Origin of the sequence: Neobacillus sp. OS1-2 (genome assembly GCF_030915505.1) — a bacterium.
Taxonomy (GTDB): Bacteria; Bacillota; Bacilli; order Bacillales; family Cytobacillaceae; genus Neobacillus.
On record NZ_CP133265.1, the window covers coordinates 182,648 to 206,292 of the forward strand.

Below are 23,645 nucleotides of genomic sequence, written 5' to 3' on the forward strand. Positions count from 1 at the left end.
CTTTCATTCCGATTATTAATTATGTACAAATTATTATCTTTTCTGAATTTATAATAATGTTTATAATAGATTAATAAAGGGGGAGGATCACTTGCCAATTAACATTCCAAAACTTTTACCTGCGAGAGAGGTTCTTGAACAGGAAAATATTTTCATCATGGACAATGAACGGGCAACCAGCCAGGATATCAGGCCTTTAAATATACTGATTTTGAATTTAATGCCTGAAAAAGAGAAAGCGGAAACCCAACTATTACGATTATTGGGAAATTCACCGTTACAGGTAAATGTCAATTTTTTAAAAACAAATTCCTATGAATCTACTCATACGAGTAAACAGCATTTAGAGCAGTTTTATACAACCTTTCCGGAAATAAAAAATCAGAAGTTTGATGGGATGATTATTACCGGTGCCCCTGTGGAACTATTGGAATTCGATCAAGTTAAATATTGGGGCGAATTAACCGAAATTATGGATTGGGCCGATCACAATGTCATCTCAACTTTACATATTTGCTGGGGGGCACAGGCGGCACTTTACTACTATTATGATATCGGAAAATTCGAGTTGAAGCGAAAATGTTCCGGTATATACGCCCACCGGATTTTCGAACAAAATGATATTTTATTACGGGGTTTTGACGACCATTTTTATGCACCACATTCTCGCTATACGGATGTATCGATTGAAGCGATTTTGAAAAACCCCGATTTAAAATTGTTGGCAGCCTCGGAAGATGCCGGCGCATTAATGATTGCTTCCCAGGATCGCAAGCACGTGATGATTACCGGCCATTTGGAATATGAATCTGATTCACTGGCCCAAGAATATGAAAGAGACTTACAAAAGGGTCTCGAAATCCATATGCCAGAAAATTATTTTCCTAACAACGACCCAACCCAGCCCCCCATTAATCGCTGGCGTTCCCATGGACATCTCTTCTTTTCAAACTGGCTCAATTATTATGTCTACCAAGAAACCCCTTATACTTGGGTATGAAAAAAAGCATCGGATCCACCCGATGTTTTTTTGATGCCAATGATCATCTTCCTAGTTTATTATTTATGCAATTTAGAAATAATACAAATAAAAAAGGGGGAATGGCATTGGAGACAATCACTGCAGTCCATCGCAATCATTTCGGAGATATTATTAGTTTTGTTACTTCCGGCGGGCGGGTTATTTCGTACCGCAAGGCTTTATACGAAGCGGAAAATGGCCACATCCAAGGAGTACAGACCACCCTTGATACGGACGGAAACATGGCCTTAATGCCGGAACCTGACCAATCTTTCGACCAATATCCGAATTTATTTTAAAGAGCACCTAGTCGCCCTAGGTGCTCTTTTGCTCATTCTTGTTCATTTTGTTTTTGAATTTCTTTCAATACCGCTACTCTGTTCTCGTCTTCTTCAAAAAACTGAACAAGGTCACCAATTCGATCGATGGAATCCCAGCTTAAATGATGTTCAATTCCCTCGACATCATTATAAATATTTTCCTGTTTAACGCCAATAATTTTTAAAAATTGCTCTAACAAATCATGCCGAAAGACGAGACGCTTCCCGATCTTCTTCCCTTTCGTTGTTAGCACAAGTCCTCTATATTTTTCGTAGACCAAATACTCATCTTTATCCAGTTTTTGCACCATTTTCGTTACTGAGGAGGGATGGACAGACAGTGCTTCGGCGATATCTGATACCCGAGCGTATCCTTTTTCTTCAATCAAAATATAGATTTGTTCAATATAATCTTCCATACTAGGTGTTGGCATCCCGAAACCTCCAAAAAATTACTCCATTCAAAGTTTACTATAGATAAAAATGAGTGACAAGGCTCTTTATCACTTATTTAAAAACAACTAGTAGTTATTTTGCTGCTGTTTCTTCAAATAAGAACTTTACTCTTTTTTCCTTCTCATCAAGGAAAAGCCTAGCATTAAAGGTTTTGTCCTTATTGGTAAAGCCTTCAATCAACTCCGTTTTCCCCTCTGTAAGCAGTAGTTTCACATTTTTTTGAGTAATATTCTTACCAAGGATTTGTTTGGAAATCGTAAAATTGCATTGATTATTTTTATAATTACTACAGCCATAAAAGCTGCCTTTATCCACAATGGCCCCATCACATTTTTTACATGGGCCCAGCTTTGTCATTGTTTTTTTTCTAGTATATTGTTTTCCGGGAATGAAGTTTTCGGTAACTTCATCAGAAAATGACCAGCTGCCAGATTTATCAACGCTAGAGGAGATTAAATGAACAACCATCTTTTTTGTTTGGTCCATAAAATGACCAGGTACCGCTGAACCCTCTGAGATTTCCTTCAATTTTTGTTCCCATTTTGCAGTCATTTCCGGTGAAGCAAGGATTTCCGTTCCAATCGCTTCAATTAATATTTTGGCTTTTGCGGTTGCATAAACAATATTCTTTTTCACTTCAATGTATAGGCGGTCCTTAAGCATGGTGATTATACCAGCCCGTGTGGCTTCAGTACCAAGACCTTCCGTCCTTGTTAAGACCTTCTCAAGCTCTTTATCATCTATATGCTTGCCGGCTGTTTTCATTAATGTGATTAGTTGCCCTTCGGTATATCGCTTAGGCGGCTGCGTCTGACTTTCTTTTATGTCAACTTTCACTGTTTTCCCTTGCTCTCCCTTTGTCAAGGAAGGAAGCTCTGGTTCATCCTCACGTTCTTTTTGGTTCAGAACCTTTCTCCAGCCCTCTTCTAGTTGTACCTTACCCTTTGAGATAAAGGCTGCCCTGCCATCAACTAAAGTGGTAACAGTTGTATATTCTGAAACGGACTTATTGTAATGTGCAGCAATTAAACTTGTCACGATTAAATCATAGATTTGCCGTTCATCAGGACTTAATCTCGCGACATTTGGGATTTGTTCCGTTGGGATAATCGCATAGTGATCGGTTACCTTTTTTTCATTCACGTAGCGTTTATTATCCGCAATTGAAAGTATCGGTAATGGAAAAAAACTTGAATAGTCGTTTATATGACTGAGTTTATTTAGAATATCAGGGAAGGTATTGGCCTCTTCTTTCGTTACATGCCGCGAATCGGAGCGGGGATAGGATACATTCCCTTTTTGATAGAGTTTTTGCAGGACATCCAGCGTTTTTTTCGGTGGGAATTTATAACGTCTATTTGCCTCGGCTTGTAGTGCGGATAAATTATAAAGTAAAGGTGGTAAAAATTCCTTTCTTTCGGAAAGCACTTCTGCCACTTCTGCCGGCTTATCGTGACAAAAGGCGGCCACTTTTTCTGCCATTTCCTTCGTCTTAACCCTGGTCTCGCCATCATTCTGCCACTTCCCGCTATATTTCTTGCCATTGATTGCAAATTGAGCCATCACTTCCCAAAATGGCTCGGACTTAAAATTCTCAATTTCCAGTTCTCTTTTTACAATAAGCGCTAATGTCGGGGTCTGTACCCGGCCAACTGAAAACACATCGGAAAAGCCTTTTTTTTGCAGCAGCAAACTATAAAGCCTTGAACCGTTCATACCCACCACCCAGTCCGCGCAGGCACGCGTATAGGCCTCAAAGTACAAACTTTTCGTCTCCTTTTCATCTAGCAATTTACTAAATCCTTCACGAATCGCATTAGGTGTTAAAGAGGAGGTCCAAAGCCGTTTCATTGGTTTTTTACACTTGGTTAATCTTAGAATATTGCGTATGATTAATTCGCCTTCACGTCCGGCATCCCCTGCATGGATAATTTCCGTAACCTCAGGGTTAGAAACCAATTTTTTAATAATAGCAAACTGTTTTGCTTTGTCTTTGGTTACTTCGTATTTGAAGTGCTCCGGAATAATCGGCAGATTGTCTAAAGACCATTTTTTCCAGCCTGGTTCATACTTTTCCGGAGCGACAAGCTGGCAAAGATGGCCGATGGCCCATGTAACATAAGCACCTTTCGTAAACATGTCATTAGGAAAAATCTCAATAAAGCCATTTTGTTTTTTATGTTTAAAAATAGAAGCTAACGTTGAACCTTGATCGGGTTTTTCAGCAATAATTAATTTCATCTTATTTGCTCCTTTTTCGTGCATCCCGGATTCATTTTCCCACTTTCAACGAATTTCGTAAAGATATAAAAATAGCCAGTATCCTGATAAATCAGTTATGATTTCATTGAAATAAATGGCAGGATTATGACATTTCTATTGGCGGTCATGACAACGGCCCAAATAAAAAAAGGAGTGCCATGTTCATTCAGGCAGCCTCCCCCTTATTTGTGATTCCCCTATCACCAATTATCAAAATTTAATTAATTTGATCCATTGGTTGTTGATTGCTGGGCATACCAATTCTCCTTAGGAACGATATTAGAGACAGTTACGATTAATGATGGGATTCTTTCTACATCGAAGACAATAGCTCCAATTTTCTTGGTAAACATAATAAAGGCATCTCCATGAGAAAAATGGGCTAAATCATTACCGATATGGAGCAAAGACATCATAATTGCCTGTTTTTCGTCTGCTTCGATGAAAACTTGTGGAGAGAATCTTAAAATCCAATCCTCCCCTTCAATTGAAAATCGGAACATGCGGTTCCTCACCTCTTATTATGGTAACTATATTAATTAAAGATATGAGGAAGAGGTATTAATATGTTAAACGAAGGGCTAAATTCTGACTCTTTCGAAAATTTATTAAAACCTGCATATTTTCGGCAAAAAACCACTTACCTCTTCTTGACTGTCCATTTTCATTATTGTATATTTAAAGCATCATGCAACCAATTAACAATAATGGCTGATTAGCTGCATGGTAATATTTATCTTTGGCACCACCCGGTGGTGTCTTGAAAGGCTTAGGAGGAAGAAGTAAATGCAAAACGGTAAAGTAAAATGGTTTAACAACGAAAAAGGCTTTGGATTTATCGAAGTTGAAGGCGGCGACGATGTATTCGTACATTTCAGCGCGATCCAAGGTGAAGGCTTCAAATCATTAGAAGAAGGTCAAGAAGTTTCTTTCGAAGTCGTTGAAGGAAACCGTGGACCACAAGCAGCTAACGTAGTAAAACTATAATCCTAAATGATAATGAATCAATCAAAGGCTGGCGAATCTCGTCAGCCTTTTTATTCATTTTAGTTTATTCCCGTATTCTTGAAGCTTTTCTCCTACTGTGCATTGAGTAATACAAAAACGATGCGCTACTCTTCGTCCGCCATCTTTCTTAAGCTGCTGATGCAAAAAACAGCCATCACAGTATTGATTAATCATGCTCTCTACTTGGCTAAATAGTTGTTTTCTAACTGAATGCTTCATTTATTAATCGGCACCCTCTTTTCATAGAATTAACGTTTTGGCGAAGATTTCTTTCCCTTCTAAAGCTTGGGTGGCCAATTTATCTGCTTCCTTGTTATCCTTTCTAGGAATTACCGTAAATTTTGGCAGCAATCCTAACAGCTTCATTTTCTCCTCAATCCGATCTAACCAGCGATTAAGTGCTTCCTCATAACATGGCCATTCTCCCTCGAGCTGCTTTAATATCCCTTGAGAATCCCCTTTAAATTCACAAGAAAGGTGATGAACACCCAAATCCTCTAAAATATTTAATGCATAATAAAATGCGGCATACTCCGCTTCATTGTTGGTTTCCATTTCATAAACCCGTTCGTTGGCACGGATACGGTATTTCTTTTTTCCTTGTTTAAAAAAGATTACAGCTCCAAGCCCTGCCTGGTTTGTTTCCTTATTAAATCCGCCGTCAAAAAAAACGGTAATCTCATGAGGATCCTCTTCAATCTCTGCCAATAGTTTTTTCATTTCTTTTATAATCCAAGATGTCCCATTTTCATCATAAAAATATAAATCATTGACTTTGCCGGTTCCCTCGAGCTCTTCACCCATTTGTAAGGCTAATTCTCCTGAAATCCATTCAGATGAACATTGTATTTTTTCATTACTCTTTACTTTATAGTTCCACTCAAGCCTATATTTCATTGCTTTCAGCCTCTCGAGAATAATTTTCAAGCTTTTACCAACTAGCTTATTCATTTAGCCAATAGAATATATATGAATTATCATACCCAATTAAGGTACCTGAAACTATTTCCCCGCATTCATGTGATAAAATATGTTAAACTTTCATTATTATACTCATTGGAGGAATCACCATTGATTGAAGTCTTTATTGATGGGGCAAGTGCTGGTAACCCTGGTCAGAGCGGTGCTGGGGTTTTTATTAAGGCTAACGGCAAGTCAGAAAAATATTCAATCCCGCTTGGCAATATGACAAACCATGAGGCAGAATTTCACGCTTTTATTGAGGCTTTGAAAATTTGCTTAACAAAAGGCTTAATCCATTCGGTTGTCTCTTTTCGAACGGATTCCCAATTAGTCAATATGTCCGTTGAAAAAGCGTTTGTTAAAAACAAATTGTATGCCCCCCTGCTTAAAGAAGCCCTAGATTTAACGAAAGAGATCGATTTATTTTTTATGAAATGGATCCCAAGTAGTGAAAACAAAGTGGCCGATGAACTGGCACGATTGGCGATACAAAAAAACTCAAGCAAGGAGTCCAATAAACTGTTATGAAAAAACCCATTTTTGCAGATCTAAGTCTGCTTCTTGTCACTTTTATCTGGGGTACAACTTTTGTGCTTGTCCAAAATGCAATTGATTTTCTGCCGCCTTTTGCCTTTAACGGAATCCGCTTTTTCATTGCAGCGATTTTACTCATCCTTTGTCTGCTCATTTTCGAGAAAAAGCAGTTTAAACAATTGAATCTGAAATTGATTGGTTCAGGGGTTTTTATTGGATTTTGGCTTTTTCTTGGATATGTCACACAAACCATCGGCCTTTTATATACCACTACGTCAAAGGCAGGATTTATCACTGGTCTAAGTGTCGTTTTAGTACCCTTATTCTCGATGTTTTTACTCAAGCAGTATCCAAGTAAGAATGCGATTATTGGCGTTATAACGGCCACGATCGGCTTATTTTTACTAACTATGACGGACGTATCATCATTAAATATAGGTGATGGGTTTGTATTTATTTGTGCAATTAGCTTTGCAATGCACATAATTTTAACAGGCAAATTTAGCAGTCAGTACCCGACGTTATTATTGACAGCTATTCAAATCACAACCGTTGCAATCCTTTCGATGGGCTCTTCTTTTATTTTTGAGGAATGGAAAAAATCACTTACGCCAGCTGTCCTTTTATCACAAAATGTTATCATTGCCTTAATCATAACAAGTGTGTTTGCAACTGCACTTGCCTTCTTTATTCAAACGAATTTCCAAAAGTATACATCAGCAACAAGGGTGGCATTAATTTTTGCAATGGAACCAGTATTTGCGGCAATTGCTGGCTATTTATGGGCTCAGGAACGATTAGCTATTGGCGCCCTATTCGGTTGCAGCCTTATTTTTATGGGAATGATCTTAGCTGAACTCCCGGTTAATAGAATACCTTTATTTAGAAAAAATAAGGAACTCGAAGGCTAATTAAAAAACTCCCTGCTCATGGGAGTTTTTAATTTATATGACAAGTAATTCTTGTTCCGTTACAAAATTAATTGCTGCTTGCCGCGTATAAATCTCGTTTGAAATGAATGTTTCCAACAATGACATATAGAAACTGCCATCAAAACTCTTTTGTGCCTTTAACGTTAACTCAATTGCAATATTTATCATTTCATCGGGAGCGTTTGTATAATGTTTCCCAAAGAAAATAAAGCCAATAGCATCTTCTTGAAATTGAAATCCCTTTCCATTCAAATAGTGCAAATACTCTTCAACTGTCCGCACTGATAACCCATTCCTCTCTCCCATTTCACTAAAAACATCCCTTTAAAATCTTAACCTAAAATTCGTGGCTTTTCTATTCTTTTTTGTACATAAATGACCAATCACCCCGACAGCAATTCCCAGTAATGCACCGCCAATTACCTCATCAGGCTGGTGGCCTAACATTTCTTTCAGCTTTTTCGGAGCATTTTGCTGTTTAAATTCGACACTTTCTTCTTTATGGATTTTTTCAATTAATTCGTTCATTGAGTTTACTTTTAGAGTAAGCTCACCTGTTTGCCTACGGACACCTTGGGCATCGTACATGACAATTAAGCCGTAGACAAGTGAAAGGGCAAAGTCAAATGTTGGCAGCCCTCTTTGCAGGGCAATGTAGGTGGTTAACGTGGAGACCCCGGCGGAATGCGAACTAGGCATTCCTCCCGTTCCCAAAAATAGTTCTGGTCGCCACTCTTTCTTTTTAATATAATGAAGGGGAATTTTCACTCCTTGGGCAAGTCCAATACTAAAAAGGGCTAAATAAACACCTTTGTTCATTTTTTCATCACCTCTGCCATTATTGTTAGAGAACAGGAGTTGGATTATTCCTAATGGAAATACTACCTATAATGGGAGGTGATTTGGATGAGCAAAGGCGCTGGCAGAAACCGTGGTGTGAAGGCACCTGGAGTTAATCCGCAAGGCTATGGACAAGATGCGGAGTTTGCGGAGGAACCAAAAAGTAAATTGGAAAATGCAGCAAAAAAAAAGAATACGAAATAATACTTATGTAGTCCTGGCTGTCCCCTTGTCTGAGACAGCCAGCAAAATGAAGTTATAAGGGTTCTAAGTAAAACTTTATTTCCATCGCGGCAGCAGTAGCAATCTGTTTTGCTTGTTCTGGCGTAATGGAGGAAGCTATGACATATGCATAGCGGTCGCCAAGTGAATAGGGTTTTGTTAAGATTGCTCCTTTTCTTGGCTTTACGAATACCTCCACTACCCCTTCATATCCAGATGCGATATTTTGACCTGATACCTTTATTAATTTCCCACTAAAATTTATCGTAACAAATTTGGCATACACATGCCTTGCTCTTGTTTTTTCTAATGAAGGTTCTTCACCGAGGGAGAGTTTTATTACTTCTTTTACTAAATTTATGCCTGTACCTTCTTGAATAATTCGGTTCATTGCCCCGCCTGACATTCGCGGGTTAATTTCTATCAACTTCCATTCCCCATTCACATGCCGCATTTCTAAATGACATGTGCCATTTATTAATCCAAGTTGCTGGACAACACTTGTAACAGCAGCTTCTAGTTCATCATAGTCAAGCTTCGAAAGCTCAACAGGGTATAAATACCCCGTGATAATAAATCGGTCACCTTGCTGAATTTCTTGCTCTATGACGGCCACCATGGTTAGTTCTCCATTGTAAACCATTACCTCAATCAAATATTGCGTTCCTTCCAAATATTCTTCCACTAATATGGGGGTCTTCGGGAATTTTCTCCTAATAAAGTGAAGACTTTCTTTTAATTCTGAAATTGTGGAAGCAAGAATTACATCCTTTGAACCGTTTGAAGCTGGAGATTTTATGACCAACGGCAATTCATCTTGATACAGGGCAACAAACGAAGAGATCGGTTGATCATGTGTAAGAATTAAATATCTTGGGGTTATGGGGAGCAATTTTAACTGTTCACGAATGCGCGTTTTGTCTTCCATAATGGCTAAAGCTGGTGCCGTTAAGGTAACAAGTCCTACCTTGCTTGCAATTCTCGCTGCCAATGACACAAATGGATCGATAAAACTTAATATGGTGGATATTTGCTTTTTATCTTTTTGTAAGGCAGCAATGATCAATAGGATTTTTTCTTCATTCCCTAAATCCTCTTCGTAAATCATCTGGTGAACTTCCGGAAAATCCTCTTTTTGCGTGATAAAGCCAATTCTGTTCGTTAATAGAATCGTGCAATAGCCCATTTGAGTGGAAGTAATTAACGCTTCTCTGCTCGACCCGGATATATTACATCCGATAAAGACGATGGTTTCCATGTCGATCATACATCCCTATAATTAGTGATCTTTTTCTAATATCCTATTAATGTGTAAAATAATAGTTCTCGTAATTTTGCCTATTTAAAAAAGGCTGCCTCCTTCTCGAGACAACCTTTACCATTATGAAATAATGAGTTCATCAAACGGTAGCAGCCGCTGGATACCGCGAAGCTCAATTTCCATCAGTTTATTTACCGCTTTATCTTTTTCAATTCTCAGCCATGCCTCTTCTAAAGCACAACTGACGGGAACATCACACTTTATTTCAGCAAGCATCCTTGAAAGGTGTAGCATATCTAAATCCTGCTCAATTTTCGTTTTATTGGACTTTGATAAACGATCCAAATTCGAAATGATTCCTTCAACATGGTCAAATTCCTGTAAAAGTTTCAATGCAGTCTTTTCACCTATTCCTCTAACTCCAGGATAATTATCACTTGTATCACCCATTAGTGCTTTTAAATCAATCATCTGCCGAGGTGTGATGCCTTTCTCCTCGAAGAAGGTTTGCGGTGTATGAACAAGATAATTCCCATACCCCTTTTTCAATAGAATAACAGAGATCCTTTCATCGAGCAGTTGAAGGATATCTTGGTCACCCGTTAATATTGATACATGTGCATGATCCTTCATTTGACTGGCAATGGTGCCGATGCAATCATCCGCCTCATAGCCTGCTAATCCAATATTAGGAATATCAAATGAAGCGACAACTTCTTTTACGAGATCAAATTGCGGAATTAATTCGACCGGAGCCTCCCCGCGATTTCCTTTATAGTCAGCAAATAACTCTGTGCGAAAGGTTTTACTGCCCATATCCCAACAAACAGCCAGGTGTGACGGTTTAAACGAAGATACCGCTGTAAATAAATGTTTTATAAAGCCATGGATTCCATTCGTCGGAATTCCTTTAGAATTTATCATAAATTGACCTGACACGGCCGTGGCATAAAAGGCACGGAATAACAGAGCCATTCCATCAACAAGCATAAGTGAAGGCTTTTGATTTTCCATCTACTTAGTCCCCCCTATATTAAAAACAACACGGGTTCCATTATATCACAAGATGAGTCTGAGAATTATTCAATTTTATTCTCATCGTAGGAGATCCAATCGCTAAAGCTGCCAACATATAACTTTACTTTTTTGAACCCTGCCTCTTTTAAAGCGAGAAAATTCGGTGCCGCTGTTACACCTGAGCCGCAATAAACAATGAGCTCACTTTCAGGATTAATATCAGAAAACCTCAGCTTTTGTTCACCGACAGGTAAATATTGGTTGTCCTTAATTCCCTTCATCCACGGCTTATTGACCGCGCCAGGAATATGACCTGCTTTTTTATCAATCGGCTCTTCCAAACCTAGATATCGCCTTTCTTCGCGAGAATCGATTAGGATTTTGTTTTGTTTTTCAACCGCTGCTTTAACTTCTTCGATGTTCGCTAGTAAGTCCGATCTAAGTTCGACATGGAGGGTCCCTTTTTCAAAGGCAGGAATATTTACTGATACGGGATGTTTGTTTTCTAACCATCCTTTAAAACCGCCATCAAGTACAAATACCTGTTCATGGCCGAGATAGTGAAGGAGCCACCAAAACCGGGCAGCGAATGATCCTTCTCCATTATCATAGGCAATAACAGTTGTGTCATTGCTAATACCTGCCTTCTCTAGTTTCACCGTTAATCCATTTACATTTGGGATTGGATGCCGTCCGCCATGTTCCCCAACTGGAGCTGACAGGTCTTGTTCTAAATCAAAGAAAACGGCACCGGGAACATGACCCCTTCCATAGTCCTCTCTACCTTTTGCAGGTTCTGCCAAAGAAAATCGGCAGTCGACAATTCTAACATTTTGTTCGTTTACATTTTTTAATAACCATTCCCTACTTTTTACGTATTTCATGACCATACTCCCCTCAATTCCCAAATTCCTCAGTAAGCCTTTGTTGAATTTCAGTTAAAAGTTCGATGGAGACCCCGCCTTCCAAAGCCGTAAGAAGACTTACATAAAAATCATCTGCCTGCTCGATTGTTTCCTTTATTAAACGGACGAATTCATCATGTAGCTCTGTTGCATAATGCATCGTTAATCTGCCGGATTCTTCCGTCAAATAGCCGTCTGCAAGGTCCGATAAAATTTGATATAATTCATCACTCATAAATTTCTTTTCGTTTTTTTCAAAAAAGGAACGCGGATTTTTAAAATAGGACATGGCTTTGGTGAATATCTGTTGATCAATATCGATAAACGCACTTGAAAAATGAATTTCCTTACTCTCGCTTTTTTCAAATGTCGAAAAGGAAAGATCTTGGTTAATTTCCAAGAGGTTTCGATGGAGTCCTGTTTGGTAATCCATTAATAGCCTACCCATGAAACGGTCTAATCTGACAGTAGTAGCCCGCATTTCTTGGGCAAAATCATAGCCTAGGCTTTCAAGAAATTCGTCTAGTGCAGTTTGCAGCGCTTTTTTCAGATTCCGGCCATCTTCTCGAAGCGTTGAAGGATTAAAGGACTCTTTGAAGAAATCACCAAAACGCAGGAAAACCCTTTGTTTAATATAGAAAACTAATTCTTCTGCTTCCATTTGCAAACGTTTTTGCAACGGCTCATCTGCTTGTTTCTCCATTACTACCTTGATCTGTGCCTTTTGCTTTTCCATCTCAGTACGTCTTTGTTCCTTCATTGATTGGTCATCTTTTGCGCTTTGAATAAGTTTGCCTACCAATTCATTTACTCGGCTCAATTCTCTTTCAGCTGCTGAAATGCTCATTTCTGTTAAATCATTCGAAATAAAGTGATAAAACCTATCCTCAAACTGACTCATTCCAGAATCTGCGGCAGGTGTAAGATCCAACTTTTCATGAATCGCCAGCAAACTTGATACAGGGTAAAGATGTGGATTCCTAATTCCATATTTCATTAACTGCTCTGCAACATATTCAGAAACCGTTTCCTGTTCTTCCTCGTTTTCAGCAAGATCAATGGCATTAATGATGAAAAACATTTTATCCATTTGGAATGATTCCTTCACACGTCCTAACTGTATTAAAAATTCACGGTCTGCTTTTGAAAAGGCATGGTTGTAATAGGTAACAAATAGAATCGCATCTGAGTTTTTAATGTAATCAAAAGCCACTCCAGTATGGCGGGCGTTAATGGAATCCGCTCCAGGAGTATCGACAAGCGTAATTCCTCTTTTTGTTAACTCACAATCATAATACAATTCAATCCATTCAACATAGCAGGATTTTTCTTCCTTTGCTACAAATTCATGAAAATCTTCTAAATCTGTTTTCAGTAAGGTTCCAAGTGCTGGTACAAAGGCGGTATTTCCTCTTTTAAATGCCTGTAAAAAGGCAAACTGAGTCTTTTCCAGCACCCCTTCCTGCCCTTTTTCAAGCAAAATTTGATCAATCATTTTAGCTGCTGCCGCAAAATCCTTGGCATGTAAATCAAAAACCTTTAAGGCTCGATTTACATCATCAAGCATTATATCCTTGTCTTTGAACTTCACAAGTACGGTTCCATGCGGATGTTTTGCTGAAACAGGCTTAATCTTATTGATGGCAGCTGTTGTCGGATTTGGCGAAACGGGTAAAACTTTTTCGCCCATTAATGCATTAGCAAAAGAAGATTTCCCGGCACTAAAGGCACCAAATAAAGCAACAGTAAAGCCTTTATTTTCTAGCCTGTCAGCTTTATCCATTAATTCCTTTGCCAGCTTCTGAAAACCGGGCAATGGTTTTACTAATTCCGATACACGAAGAAGTCGATTAGTTGTATTTTTCAATCTTCCTCCACCATGACTGATGCTGCCTGACACCGTTTCAAGTGCATTTGGAACAACAGTGATTTTTGCAGCCTTTTTCCTATCTTGTTTTATAGAGGTTATTTCTCCAATAGAATTGACCACTTCATATTCGTCCTCTTCTTGTATAAAAAGGTTATTGACGTCAGCTTCCAAAGGGGCGTTTGATTGGATAAAAAGATCATCGATTGTTTTTTCCCGTAAGAAAATAGTTTGTTCATACTTTTTAAGCGCTTCTAATGCCTTTACATATCTCTCAACTTTACTAAATTCTATTTCATATTGTTCTTTTAACCTGGCCGTTTGACTTTTTAATGCTTCAAAGAAGCTCGCTTTTATTTCTACAAGTTGATTTCTGCCGATTCTTTTAATCTCATTGGCAACATCCTCAGTATAATGGAGGACATAATCTCCCGTTACACGGGCTCCCGGTTTCACCGTGTTTGTTACAATCTCGATTGGGACAGGGATTGAGTAGGATTGTGCTAAGTTTTGAAGCTCACCATGATTAAGTTCCGTTTCCTTTAAGGTTTTAAGCAGAAATTCACGTATATGCCATTCTAGCTGTAATTTGGTTTTTTCAAGCAAATCCCGATAAAAACTGTCCAGTCTTTTTTTCTTCTCTTCTACAGTCTTTTGCTTTGTAAACATGAAACCCACTTTAAATTCCGGCTGGCAAGCCTCCAAATAGCTTTCAGCTAATTCTCGCGTTTGAAACGGCAAAAGATAGGCATTTTTCATGATTTCGGCAATCGAATGATCAAATTCCTTTTCTTTATTCATGGAACCTTCTTTTATCATGCTAAGTGCAGACCTTATTTTTTGATAAGAAGCCGATACATCCTGCTTTTCTTGCTCAGTTAATTCATCTACTATTTCAAAACTGGGGAAGAGCTTTTCTTCTTCTAGCTTATTTGCTAGATCCACATGGTCTTGCGCAATCTTTCTTAGAGAATGCAATATGGATGGCACCAGTAATTGATCCTTTACCGCCAACTTCTCTGCAATAAATGTCTTTAGCAGCTCAAATTCATTATTAGGGTGATCCTTATGTTTTAATGTTGTATAAAAAATCTTAGGGGGTTTGACTCCCCAGGAAGCAAATGAATTCACCACACTCTTTTGGAAGTCTATAAAACTTAATTCCTCATCCTTATGTTTATCAATTTGGTTAATGACTAAATAAACGTCTTTTCCTGCCTCTGCCAATTCCTTGGTAAATAAAAAATTCAATTCAGCTTGGACATGATTGTAATCCATCACATAAAAGATTAAATCAGCCAGGTGGATTGCTGATTCCGTAGCGATTCGATGGGCATCATCGGCAGAATCGATTCCAGGAGTATCCATAATCACGGTATTCGAAGGCAGCCGTGAATCGCTATGGCTAATCTCCACTTCTTCGATTGTGTCTCCGTCCTTACAGTAATTTTTCACTAATTCAAAATCGTATGGTGCTAAATAAAGCCTTGGCTTATCATTTTTAAAAAATACTTTCGCATAATCCTCACCCGATTTCACTTTCACTAAGTTTGCACTCGTCGGTATCGGACTTGAGGGCAATAATTTTTCACCGACAACTTGATTGATCATGGTGGATTTCCCTGCGGAAAAATGCCCGCAGAACGCAATAAGAAATTCTCGATTTTCCAACTTATTTGCAAGTTGCTTTACTTTATTTGCTTGTTTTGGATCATGGTGTTCATTTAAATACTCATATAATGAGGCGATTTTTTGTTTTACAGATTGTATAGTTTCTTGCTGATTGGCTGTTTGCACCATTTTTGATTAATTCCCCTTAACAACATAGTAATAATTTTTATTTTATACGATAATTCAAACTTTTCCTATCTTGACACTACAAAAAAACAAGATAAACACAAAAAGACCAAGGTCTGTAACCTTGGCCGCGTAAAGAATTGTTCTTTTATTGTGTAACGTTTTTTAAAACGTGCTTCATGACAAATGCATAAATAATAATCGTACCGCCGACAAACGCAAAAGCCATATGTAACACCCCTTATCAGACTCTCACCTGAGAATGATTTTCATTGATGAGTTTATTTTAGCACGGTTGATAATCATTTTCAATCCTCTTCGTGGAACTGTCACATTTATTTAACAATCCTTGGAATAAAGCGATGGCAGTCCATAAAGGCACCGTCATATTCTGTTAATGTGCTAAGTGCTTTTTCCTCCTCTGGGATACGGACCATAAGCATGATGACATTTAATAATGTAAACAGGATAGCCGTATAGTATGAAGTAAATAGTAATGGCACAACGAGCAGTTCAATCACGACCACAACATAATTAGGATGTTTTAAAAAGCGATATGGTCCTTTTCTAACTACTTCTGCACCCGCAATCACAAGTATCTTTGTATTCCAATATCTTCCAAGGGAGGCAAGTGCCCAGATTCTTATAAACTGAGCAAAGCAAAAAAGGCAAAGGAAAATCGGCCAAACTAGTGCTAGTTGTCGTTCCAGTAAGAGCTTTTCTGTTATGAAAACAAGAAAGAACAGTACATGCATCGTGACCATATATTTGTAGTGCCTTTCACCAAACTCAACAGCCCCCTTTTGCTTCATCCATTTTTCATTTCCCTTTGCGATAAATAATTCCACTACACGCTGAAGGATAACAAAGCATACTAGTAGAACGAATGGGATGAAATCATTCATTTAGTTCCACCTCAGTAATAGTAATTCTGAACTGAAGCCTGGGCCAAGTGCGGTTGCAAGACCAATCGTGTTTTTTGGGACGGCCATCTCCATATAACGCTTTAACACAAAAAGAATGGTTGCTGAAGACATGTTTCCAAATTGTTTTAAAACCTCTAAAGAAATATCATTCATAGATGGAGAAATATTCAATGCCATTACATAGGCATCCAATACTTTTTTTCCACCGGGATGGGCGATAAAATAATCTATTTGATCAAGTTCGATTTGGTGCTTTGCTAAAAATCCCATTACATTTGGCTTCAGCCAACCCTCGACTATATGCGGGATATCACGAGAAAAGACAACAAATAATCCCGTATTTTTTAATTCCCAGCCCATCACATCCAAGGAATCAGGCATCAGTGTCGATTGTGTTGCGATGATTTCTGGCGATGCAGCCTTCCTGAACCCCCCCACGGCTTTAGCTTCATCACCGCAAACCAATGCACAGGCAACTCCATCGGCAAAAAGAGAGGTTCCAATCAGATTACTTTTTGACAGGTCATTCTTTTGAAACGTTAAGCTGCAGAGCTCAACGGAAAGGACAATCACCTTTGCCTTTGGAAAGGCTAAGCAATATTCAAACGCCCTTGTTAATCCCGCAGCCCCGCCGGCACAGCCAAGGCCCCATATCGGCACCCGTTTGGTATGCGGGTTAAATGACAATTGATTCATAATTCTTGCATCAATGCTAGGGGTTGAAATACCAGTGGAGGAGATAAAAAAAATCGCATCAATCTCTTCGAAAGGAATGTTCTTTATAAGGAAATTTTGGTTGTTTAAACAGGCCTTAATTGCTTCTTTTCCCAATTCCACGGCACATTCAATATATGCATTGTTTTTCTCTTCAATGGAACGATTAGCTTTAAACCATTCTAAATCTTTGACAAAATGTCTTTTTTCAATTTGCCCGTTTTGAAAGGCTTTTAGCAGTCTGTCAATATCTTTAAATGAATCTGCAAAGAGTTCTCTTGCAAACTCAGTTGCATCGTTTTGGGTAATTTCAAAAGGGGGGCTAACCTCTGAAATGGAAATAATGGCAGGCATCATCATTCTCCTTAGACATATGTACCGCTATTTTTACCAACTTCTAGCAAATTATTCTGGATAGTAAACATGTCTGCAGGCAAAAAAAAGCTTCCCAATGACATGACAGGGAAGCAAACGTTTTGAAGGTTGTTGTTGTGCATTTAAATTATAACGCGGTTTTTGTTTTTCATCATTACATAATCATTTCCAATTGTGATTATCTTTTTTCTGATTGCGTTTGAACTTCAATCGTTATTTTATTACTTGCCAATGAACCGCAAACATTACAGTATTCTACTTTATTATATAAAAGGCGACATTGTTCACAATAATATTTTTCCACAAAAATCCACTCACTTCTAATGAAAATTATCGGATATGCTTCTATTTTATTTTTGATATTCAATAGTGTGAATGTATTTCTAAATTAAGACAATTTAGATTGTGAACCATTAATCAATTACTTTTATCACAGCTTGGGTGTGATAGTTCACATTTTCTTCACATTTCCCCTTCGAGTTTTGTGACATAAATCACTGTTGTATCAAGTTTATAACATTAACATAGTAGATACCTAAGGAATGAACAATTTGTGAACTTTGAAATTTGATATTTTACTTTCGCAATTGTTTTGTATTATGAAAGAGAACTTACTTATTTAAAACCATTTTTAGAAGGGGGTCTTTTAGGATGGCAAAAGCGGAACTGAAAACAAAGCAAAAGACAGAATTGGAAGACAGCTCCTCCCTCAAAGGGACATTGGCGTCCGTTTTCATGTTGGGAGCATTTATTATTGTTACATGGGTAGGCGTTTATTACCTATTCGTAGACCGTTTTTAATTGATTGAAGGGGGAAAAAATGATGCACATGCATAAATTAGAAAAGATTTGGCTGACATTCGGTATTACCTGCCTTGTTATTTTCTTGGCAGTCATTGGTGTAAGTGCCTTCTATCTCGGCAACAAACCACCAAGTTGTTTAACAACGGTAAATCCCGAAAAAGTGGATGAAACGAAACCATTTGATAAACCAGGCCTACATAAAGTCGAGGGAAAAGACTGGGATTATGAATTAGTATATGTTGCATCCGCATTCTCTTATAATCCTGCTAAAGTGGAAGTGCCTCTAGGTGCAAAGGTAAAAGTGATTGCCACCACAAAAGACGTTGTTCACGGGTTCGAAATGGCGGGAACAAATGTTAACATGATGCTTGAACCTGGTTATGTCAGTGAATATACCACAACCTTTGATAAAGCTGGCGAATATTTAATAGTCTGTAATGAATACTGTGGTGCTGGGCACCATTTAATGAGTTCGATGATTGAGGTGGTTAAATAATGGTTAACAGTACAGCTGCAAAAGTAAAAGTCGACCCACGTGATGCAAAGCTTTCCATGGCACATTTCTTTGTTGCCTTTTCAGCACTTGCCCTTGGCGGATTGATGGGTCTTTTGCAAACCCTTGTCCGTTCTGGAAAATGGGAACTTCCATGGGGAATTGATTATTATCAAATTTTAACGGTTCATGGTGTCTTAATGGGCCTTGTATTAACAACCTTCTTTATTATGGGATTTCAATATGCTGCTGTAAGCAGAACAACTGGAGGCCATTCAAACGCCGCTAGACGAACCGGCTGGATTGGCTTTTGGGTCATGTTAATTGGTACTTTAATGGCTGCTACCATGGTTTTACTTAAGGAAGCATCTGTTCTATATACCTTTTATGCCCCACTTAAAGCACATTGGATCTTTTACTTAGGGCTTACCTTCGTCGTTGTCGGTAGTTGGATTGACGGTGCTGCACAAATTATGACATATGCTAGATGGCGGAAGAATAATCCAGGCCAACCAAGCCCATTATTAAGCTTTATGGCTGTGATCAATACAGTTCTCTGGATTGTCGCAACATTAGGTGTAGCCGCAACCGTTTTATTCCAACTTCTTCCATGGTCACTTGGATTAGTTGATACAGTTGATGTGCTCGTCAGCCGAACATTGTTCTGGTATTTCGGTCACCCATTAGTTTATTTCTGGTTATTACCTGCGTATATGTGTTGGTATGCTATTATTCCAAAGATTATTGGCGGAAAAATATTTTCAGATTCTTTAGCACGTTTGTCCTTTATCTTATTTTTACTATTCTCTATTCCGGTTGGTTTCCACCATCAATTAACAGAACCGGGAATTGATCCTGCTTGGAAGTTTTTCCAAGTAATCCTAACGTTCATGGTCGTTATTCCATCGTTAATGACTGCTTTCTCACTTTTCGCAACCTTTGAGAGATATGGACGTTCTAAAGGGGCTACAGGCTTGTTTGGCTGGTTTAGAGTACTTCCATGGGGAGATGCCCGCTTTATTGTTCCATTTATCGGGATGGCTTGTTTTATCCCTGCAGGTGCCGGCGGGATCATTAATGCTTCTAACCAAATGGACCAAGTTGTCCATAACACCATTTGGATTACAGGTCACTTTCATTTAACAGCCGCAACTTCCGTTGTGTTAACGTTCTTTGGAATTTCCTATTGGTTAGTTCCACATTTGACAGGGCGTAAATTAACGAAAGCAATGAATAAATTAGGCATTATCCAAGCATGGGTTTGGTTCATTGGGATGGCATTTATGTCAGGTTCAATGCATATCCAGGGACTGCTTGGTGGACCAAGACGTTCCGCTTTCTCTACTTACGGCGGGGCCAAGCAAGCGGCTGAGTGGATTCCTTATCAAATCGCTCAGGCAGTCGGCGGATCGATTTTATTCCTTGGCATCATTTTAGTACTGATCATATTTGTAAACCTTGCCTTCTTTGCTCCTAAAGGGGAAGAGGAATTCCCAGTTGCAGAAGCAGAGAATCTTGAAGAAAAAGCACCATTGGTATTCGAAAACTGGAAATTATGGCTTGGCATTACTGCCGCTCTCATTTTATTCGCATACACGATACCGTTTATCGATATCATTCAAAATGCTCCTCCAGGGTCAAAAGGATTCCAGACTTGGAGTAAGTGGTAATAAATTTGAAGGCTTCAATCTTTTAGATTGAAGCCTTTTTCTGTATGATTTCTCCCTGTATTTTGGAAGAGCCAATTGCCTGGATTTTAATTTAACTGATATACCTTTCCGTATTTCTCATAAAGGTAATCTACTAAATACTGTGCATTAAGACCCTCTCCGGTGACATCCTGTAAGATTTCAAGTGGCTTCTTCATTTTTCCATATTGGTGGATATTTTTGGTCAGCCATTCCTTAATTGGGAGTAAATTCCCCTCCTCTAGTAATTGATCAAAATTCGGGATATCCTCAAGCATTTTATGCTTAAATTGTGCTGCATACATATACCCTAAGGCATAGGAAGGGAAATAGCCAAAGCTGCCTCCTGCCCAGTGAACGTCCTGAAGGACACCCATCGCATCATTTTCAGGACGAATACCTAAGTACTCTTCGTATTTGTCATTCCAAATTTTCGGCAGATCCTTCACTTCTATTTCATCATTAAATAGGCCTTTTTCAATTTCATAACGAATGATCACATGGAGTGGATAGGTTAATTCATCCGCTTCAATGCGAATCAATGATGGCTTTGATTCATTAATCGACCGATAGAATTCCTCCAATTGAACTTGATCAAACTGACCATTTGCATATTCCTTCAATAGATTGTAGTTATTCTTCCAAAATGAAAAACTTCGCCCTAGAATATTCTCATAGAAAAGGGACTGCGATTCGTGAATTCCCGTTGATGTGCCGGAGCAGAGCGGAGTTCCAATTAGGTCAGTTGAAATATTTTGTTCGTATAAGGCATGACCGCCTTCGTGAATTGTGCCAAAAACAGCCGTACGGAAGTCTGTTTCATCATACTTCGTAGTTACGCGGACGTCACCAGGGTTTAATCCAATCGCAAATGGATGAACGGTTTCATCCAGTCTGCCTGCATTGAAGTTATAACCCATTTTTTCAAGGATCTTTAAGCTAAATTCACGCTGATTTTCCTTTGGGAATTTTTTTAATAGAAAATCAGTTTCTGGTTTATGGCTTGACTCCGAAATCCGTTTAACCAGTGGGACAATTTTACCTCTTAATTCACCAAACACCTGATCCAATACTTCCATTGTCATGTCGGGCTCGTACATATCTAATAATACGTTATACTTCTTCTCCTCATGACCCCAATAGCAAATAAATCGTTTTGTCATCGCTACTAACTTCTCTAGGTAGGGACTAAACAAAGCAAAATCGGCCTTTTCTTTGGCTTCCTCCCAGACACTTTCTGCCTTTGATTGGAGAATGACAAATTCTTTATATTCTTCGGCCGGAATTTTCTTATTTCGTTCATATTCCTTTTTACATTCTTCAAGGATTTTGCTTGTTGTTTCGGATAGCTGTTGTTTTGATAAATTGGCTATGTATGCTGCCATTTCCTCGGAGGTGGACATTTTAAAGACCTCAGATGATAGCATTCCAATTACTTCTGAGCGCTGTTCCACTGCCTGCTTTGGGGCACCTGTTCGCAGATCCCAATAAATCAATCCCAGTGCTTCATTATAAGCGGACATTTTTTTCACATATTCTAAGAATTCTTTTTCTAATTGGTCCATTCGCATATAAATCCCCCTTTTCCATTCAGACAAATTTTATCACATTTTTCTGAAAAGTAGTTATAGAATAGGTTAAATGGGGATAATAAAGTAGGGAAACCTCTTTCGAGGCTTCCCCCTTATCAAACCGTACGTGCCCTATTAAGGCATACGGCTTACCAATGTGTTACAAATGGTCAATACGTTGCCAATCTTTGAGCATATTTCATTTTGCGGACACGGTCAGGAGTATAATACTCTTGACCCTTTTCTTTTGCCTTTAGGATTCGTCTTTCCTGTTCTTTCTTTTGCTTTTCTTTCATTCGAAGAATGTAACTTTCTAGAGAAAAGCCATATATCTTGTGGTAGTAATACCAGTATGAAGGGATAAGTCCAATAATAGCAAAGAACTCATTATTCCATTTTGTTTTCATCGCATGACCTTTTCTTTGGCTAGGGTGTTTGTGAATCATGGCTACTCTTAACCTTTGTCGAATATAGCCATCTATCGCAAGTAGTTCTTTCCCAAATGCTTTAAAGAAGCATGAACTGTTAAATCCGTGTTCTTCATTTGCCTTAATTGCTTTATAAATATTGAGAAAATAGTTTACTTTTCCTCGAATCACTGGGTTAACATACTCAATCCACTTTTCCTTACTCAGAGTGAGTGTTTTCTTCGTCTTGACTTTGATTTTCTGGCGAAAATCATTCCAAGTTGATTCTTTCGGTTTAGCTATATAGTATGGCTTACCATCCTTCTTGCGTTTTCTCCAGTGTTCGAAAGTGAATCCCATAAAGTCAAAGTCATCATCATCGAAGTTTACAAATTTTGTTTTCTCCGTTGCAAGTTCCAACCCAAGTTCGGCTAATTTCCTTTTCGTAATATCTGCCGCTCTCTTTATGTCTTCTTTGGTTTTTGCGAATAACAAAAAGTCATCGGCGAATCTTACAAAACGAATATTGTTTTCAGCCCAGATCCAATCAAGTTCATTTAAATATACGTTCGCTAGTAACGGAGAAATAACCCCTCCTTGCGGAGTGCCGGTATCTGTTGAGTGAAATTTACCTTCTTCCATATAACCAGCTTTTAGCCACAACCAAATCATATCTAACACTGTACCATCTGCGATGTATTTATTTAATACTCTCATCAGCTTCTTATGTGGGATATTATCGAAAAAGCCTTTAATATCTGCATCGAAGATGTAATTATATCCTTGTTCGATATTCGCCATGATTATTTGCAGGACACGTTCTGCACCAACATTTGGTCTGTATCCACATGACCATTTGTGAAAGATATCCCTTTCGAATTTCGGCTGAAGTACATTTACTATTGCCTGTTGGACAATTCTATCTTCAATATTCGGAATGCCTAAGGGTCGCTTTTTGCCATTTTTCTTAGGAATATAATGTCTTCTTACTGGTGACGGCTTATACTCTTTATTTCTCAGTCTCTGTAGAAGCGAGTCCAGATTTTCATCTAAGTGATATCTATAGCTGTCAATTGTTTCGCCATCAATACCACCTGACCCGTTGTTGGCTTCTACCTTTTCCCAAGCAGCTTTTAGCCTTCTGTCGAAAAGTATTTGTCCATAAATACTATGCCATTTGAATTTTAACGTATGATTCATTACATATTCCGCACCCTTCATTGTGTACATTCAGTTCGTTTATACCGAGGTATCGTTTTCTG

The 23,645-nt window shown here is 38.5% G+C and carries 24 protein-coding genes; 9 read left to right on the forward strand and 15 right to left on the reverse strand.

Going from position 1 to position 23,645, the window contains the following annotated elements:
• Window positions 1-91: 91 nt before the first annotated feature.
• Window positions 92-1,000 carry a homoserine O-acetyltransferase MetA gene (gene metA / locus RCG19_RS00980; RefSeq protein ID WP_308109342.1) on the forward strand — a complete coding sequence of 303 codons (909 nt, stop codon included), beginning with the start codon at window positions 92-94 and terminating at the stop codon, window positions 998-1,000.
• 107 nt (window positions 1,001-1,107) lie between these two features.
• Window positions 1,108-1,320: a DUF3892 domain-containing protein gene (locus RCG19_RS00985; protein WP_374049571.1), complete on the forward strand. Its 213-nt coding sequence runs from the start codon at window positions 1,108-1,110 to the stop codon at window positions 1,318-1,320.
• 32 nt (window positions 1,321-1,352) lie between these two features.
• Here the strand turns inward: RCG19_RS00985 and mntR are convergent, their stop codons facing one another.
• The 3 genes from mntR to RCG19_RS01000 form a co-directional block, all read right to left on the reverse strand.
• Window positions 1,353-1,775: a transcriptional regulator MntR gene (gene mntR, locus RCG19_RS00990; protein ID WP_166239795.1), complete on the reverse strand. Its 423-nt coding sequence runs from the start codon at window positions 1,773-1,775 to the stop codon at window positions 1,353-1,355.
• 94 nt (window positions 1,776-1,869) lie between these two features.
• A complete protein-coding gene (locus RCG19_RS00995; RefSeq protein WP_308109343.1) occupies window positions 1,870-4,038 on the reverse strand; it encodes a DNA topoisomerase III in 2,169 nt (722 codons plus the stop codon).
• 242 nt (window positions 4,039-4,280) lie between these two features.
• Window positions 4,281-4,562: a hypothetical protein gene (locus RCG19_RS01000; protein WP_308109345.1), complete on the reverse strand. Its 282-nt coding sequence runs from the start codon at window positions 4,560-4,562 to the stop codon at window positions 4,281-4,283.
• Window positions 4,563-4,845: 283 nt separating this feature from the next.
• Here RCG19_RS01000 and cspD point away from each other — a divergent pair, with 283 nt between their 5' ends.
• Window positions 4,846-5,046 carry a cold-shock protein CspD gene (gene cspD / locus RCG19_RS01005; RefSeq protein ID WP_166239788.1) on the forward strand — a complete coding sequence of 67 codons (201 nt, stop codon included), beginning with the start codon at window positions 4,846-4,848 and terminating at the stop codon, window positions 5,044-5,046.
• A 54-nt stretch (window positions 5,047-5,100) separates the two neighbouring features.
• Here the strand turns inward: cspD and RCG19_RS01010 are convergent, their stop codons facing one another.
• Both RCG19_RS01010 and RCG19_RS01015 read right to left on the reverse strand, forming a co-directional pair.
• A complete protein-coding gene (locus tag RCG19_RS01010; RefSeq protein WP_166239787.1) occupies window positions 5,101-5,286 on the reverse strand; it encodes a zinc-finger domain-containing protein in 186 nt (61 codons plus the stop codon).
• A gap of 21 nt (window positions 5,287-5,307) precedes the next feature.
• The gene (locus RCG19_RS01015; RefSeq protein ID WP_308109346.1) at window positions 5,308-5,964 is read right to left on the reverse strand and encodes a reverse transcriptase-like protein; all 657 of its coding nucleotides are present in this window, start codon (window positions 5,962-5,964) and stop codon (window positions 5,308-5,310) included.
• A 174-nt stretch (window positions 5,965-6,138) separates the two neighbouring features.
• Here RCG19_RS01015 and RCG19_RS01020 point away from each other — a divergent pair, with 174 nt between their 5' ends.
• Entirely contained in the window at window positions 6,139-6,558 is a 420-nt protein-coding gene (locus RCG19_RS01020; RefSeq protein ID WP_308109347.1) for an RNase H family protein, read from the forward strand.
• A complete protein-coding gene (locus RCG19_RS01025) occupies window positions 6,555-7,475 on the forward strand; it encodes a DMT family transporter (protein ID WP_308109348.1) in 921 nt (306 codons plus the stop codon). Before RCG19_RS01020 ends, RCG19_RS01025 begins: the two co-directional genes overlap by 4 nt.
• A 33-nt stretch (window positions 7,476-7,508) precedes the next feature.
• Here the strand turns inward: RCG19_RS01025 and RCG19_RS01030 are convergent, their stop codons facing one another.
• Together RCG19_RS01030 and RCG19_RS01035 are read right to left on the reverse strand one after the other, a co-directional pair.
• Window positions 7,509-7,802: a DUF6123 family protein gene (locus tag RCG19_RS01030; protein WP_308109349.1), complete on the reverse strand. Its 294-nt coding sequence runs from the start codon at window positions 7,800-7,802 to the stop codon at window positions 7,509-7,511.
• An 18-nt stretch (window positions 7,803-7,820) separates the two neighbouring features.
• Window positions 7,821-8,315 carry a divergent PAP2 family protein gene (locus RCG19_RS01035; protein ID WP_308109350.1) on the reverse strand — a complete coding sequence of 165 codons (495 nt, stop codon included), beginning with the start codon at window positions 8,313-8,315 and terminating at the stop codon, window positions 7,821-7,823.
• A gap of 87 nt (window positions 8,316-8,402) precedes the next feature.
• On the opposite strand from RCG19_RS01035, the gene sspL reads away from it, so the two are divergent.
• Window positions 8,403-8,540, forward strand: coding sequence for a small, acid-soluble spore protein L (gene sspL / locus RCG19_RS01040; protein WP_308109351.1), 138 nt, complete (start codon window positions 8,403-8,405; stop codon window positions 8,538-8,540).
• A gap of 52 nt (window positions 8,541-8,592) precedes the next feature.
• On the opposite strand, the gene RCG19_RS01045 is transcribed toward sspL, so the two are convergent.
• From RCG19_RS01045 to RCG19_RS01070, 6 genes are all read right to left on the reverse strand, one after another.
• On the reverse strand, window positions 8,593-9,816 hold the full coding sequence (locus RCG19_RS01045) for an ATP-grasp domain-containing protein (RefSeq protein WP_308109353.1): 1,224 nt from the start codon (window positions 9,814-9,816) through the stop codon (window positions 8,593-8,595).
• Window positions 9,817-9,939: 123 nt separating this feature from the next.
• Window positions 9,940-10,833, reverse strand: coding sequence for a 5'-3' exonuclease (locus RCG19_RS01050; protein ID WP_308109354.1), 894 nt, complete (start codon window positions 10,831-10,833; stop codon window positions 9,940-9,942).
• Between the two features lie 65 nt (window positions 10,834-10,898).
• Window positions 10,899-11,720: a sulfurtransferase gene (locus tag RCG19_RS01055; protein ID WP_308109355.1), complete on the reverse strand. Its 822-nt coding sequence runs from the start codon at window positions 11,718-11,720 to the stop codon at window positions 10,899-10,901.
• Between the two features lie 13 nt (window positions 11,721-11,733).
• Window positions 11,734-15,408: a dynamin family protein gene (locus RCG19_RS01060; protein WP_308109356.1), complete on the reverse strand. Its 3,675-nt coding sequence runs from the start codon at window positions 15,406-15,408 to the stop codon at window positions 11,734-11,736.
• A 332-nt stretch (window positions 15,409-15,740) separates the two neighbouring features.
• Window positions 15,741-16,310, reverse strand: coding sequence for an isoprenylcysteine carboxyl methyltransferase family protein (locus RCG19_RS01065; RefSeq protein WP_308109357.1), 570 nt, complete (start codon window positions 16,308-16,310; stop codon window positions 15,741-15,743).
• Complete coding sequence (locus tag RCG19_RS01070) at window positions 16,311-17,399, reverse strand: type III polyketide synthase (RefSeq protein ID WP_308109358.1); 1,089 nt, start codon at window positions 17,397-17,399, stop codon at window positions 16,311-16,313. It lies immediately after the preceding gene.
• A 672-nt stretch (window positions 17,400-18,071) separates the two neighbouring features.
• On the opposite strand from RCG19_RS01070, the gene RCG19_RS01075 reads away from it, so the two are divergent.
• The 3 genes from RCG19_RS01075 to RCG19_RS01085 are packed head-to-tail and all read left to right on the forward strand — an operon-like array spanning window position 18,072 to window position 20,387.
• Window positions 18,072-18,221 carry a cytochrome c oxidase subunit 2A gene (locus tag RCG19_RS01075; protein WP_166239766.1) on the forward strand — a complete coding sequence of 50 codons (150 nt, stop codon included), beginning with the start codon at window positions 18,072-18,074 and terminating at the stop codon, window positions 18,219-18,221.
• Between the two features lie 22 nt (window positions 18,222-18,243).
• On the forward strand, window positions 18,244-18,720 hold the full coding sequence (locus RCG19_RS01080; RefSeq protein ID WP_166240076.1) for a cytochrome c oxidase subunit II: 477 nt from the start codon (window positions 18,244-18,246) through the stop codon (window positions 18,718-18,720).
• Complete coding sequence (locus RCG19_RS01085; RefSeq protein WP_308109359.1) at window positions 18,720-20,387, forward strand: b(o/a)3-type cytochrome-c oxidase subunit 1; 1,668 nt, start codon at window positions 18,720-18,722, stop codon at window positions 20,385-20,387. Before RCG19_RS01080 ends, RCG19_RS01085 begins: the two co-directional genes overlap by 1 nt.
• 86 nt (window positions 20,388-20,473) lie before the next feature.
• Here RCG19_RS01085 and RCG19_RS01090 read toward each other — a convergent pair whose 3' ends face one another.
• Window positions 20,474-21,976: a carboxypeptidase M32 gene (locus RCG19_RS01090; RefSeq protein WP_308109360.1), complete on the reverse strand. Its 1,503-nt coding sequence runs from the start codon at window positions 21,974-21,976 to the stop codon at window positions 20,474-20,476.
• Between the two features lie 170 nt (window positions 21,977-22,146).
• Complete coding sequence (ltrA, locus tag RCG19_RS01095) at window positions 22,147-23,583, reverse strand: group II intron reverse transcriptase/maturase (protein ID WP_308108194.1); 1,437 nt, start codon at window positions 23,581-23,583, stop codon at window positions 22,147-22,149.
• Window positions 23,584-23,645: the final 62 nt, after the last annotated feature.